Raw genomic sequence first — 1149 nt, forward strand, 5'->3', positions numbered from 1 at the left:
ACAGTGGCTTTTGTTTTCACCGTATGATAGGCATCTCTTTTTTTTCATTGTCAAAAATTTTCATATCAAGTTCGCGTCTTTTATTTTTGATAAGTGATTGCTCAGCGTCACGTAAATACGCTACCATTTCCATCTTTATAAATTCATTTCGGATCATGGCTAATGAACCATCTATATGTGCTTGAAGATCTGCAATATCTTTCAGGTTTTCTTTTGTTTTAACTTCATCTAATAGATTTTTGAGGTATTGAAAACGATTTTCTGCGATTTCAAAAGTTTCTAAACTTACAGCTTTATCTAGTATCGATGCAAATTTTAAGCGTTCCGAAATAGCTTTGCCCATTTGATTAAAAGACCCAGAAATTTTTTTTTCGTCCTCTAATACCTTTTGATATGATTCTCTTGAAAGCTTATCACTCTTATAGAGCAATTCTGGTTCTTTGAGAAAAAAACTAGAAAAGTCTATTGTTTTAAATCCAGTTTTCTGACTCTTTGTTATAGCTTGATAGGTTTTTTCTATTTGTGAATTTTGTTCTTTTTTCAACGCAAGCTGTTTTTTTAAGAGCTCAATAATTTCCTCTTTTTTTAATAGATTAATAAGCTCCAGATATTCTGCTGGTGAAGCAGACACAAAAGTTGGTTTAGATGGCTTAGAGCCACTAGGTTGAGAAGGTGCGGGATTTATTTCCTTTCCAAAAGTAGAAGGACTGATTGTAACATTGGGGGGATTATGTGGTGGAATGTAACTTGGTGGTATTTTTGGTTTATAATTGGTGCTTGAATCGAGCCCTCCTGACCCCAGACTAGGAACTGCAAAACGGCTATGACCTCCTCCTTGCTTAGTAAGAGTGTTACTTCTTACTAAGTTTGTTGTTCCAAGAAACGCACTAATTGCTATGATAATAATCAGCTTTTGCATATTTTATTCCTTTTAATTTTCACATATTTAGAAGACTGACCATTACATTATTAACTTCATAAATCAGTTGATAAGATCACGTTCTAAGCCACGGCTTTCTTCATAATAACTTCTAAGTTGTTCGGCTTTCACTGGTTTTGCTTGTTTTGTTTTCATCTGTTTGCTCGCTTGATTTCGGCAGGGATTGTTTTATTAATAGGCACCCGGTTCCTATCATTTGGCTGTTTTAG

Annotated in this window: 1 protein-coding gene and 2 pseudogenes; all 3 read right to left on the minus strand. The window is 34.3% G+C overall.

Annotated features, from left to right (window positions below; translation table 11 throughout):
- Positions 1-16 precede the first annotated feature (16 nt).
- Positions 17-919, minus strand: coding sequence for a type IV secretion system protein (locus tag ACFILN_RS04580; RefSeq protein WP_375657572.1), 903 nt, complete (start codon positions 917-919; stop codon positions 17-19).
- 66 nt (positions 920-985) lie between these two features.
- A pseudogene (locus tag ACFILN_RS04585) lies at positions 986-1075 on the minus strand (TrwG protein); the annotation flags it as partial.
- Positions 1072-1149, minus strand: a pseudogene (locus tag ACFILN_RS04590) (TrwH protein); the annotation flags it as partial. The pseudogenes ACFILN_RS04585 and ACFILN_RS04590, both read right to left, overlap by 4 nt.

This window comes from Bartonella sp. CL434QHHD, from assembly GCF_042195145.1.
GTDB lineage: Bacteria > Pseudomonadota > Alphaproteobacteria > Rhizobiales > Rhizobiaceae > Bartonella.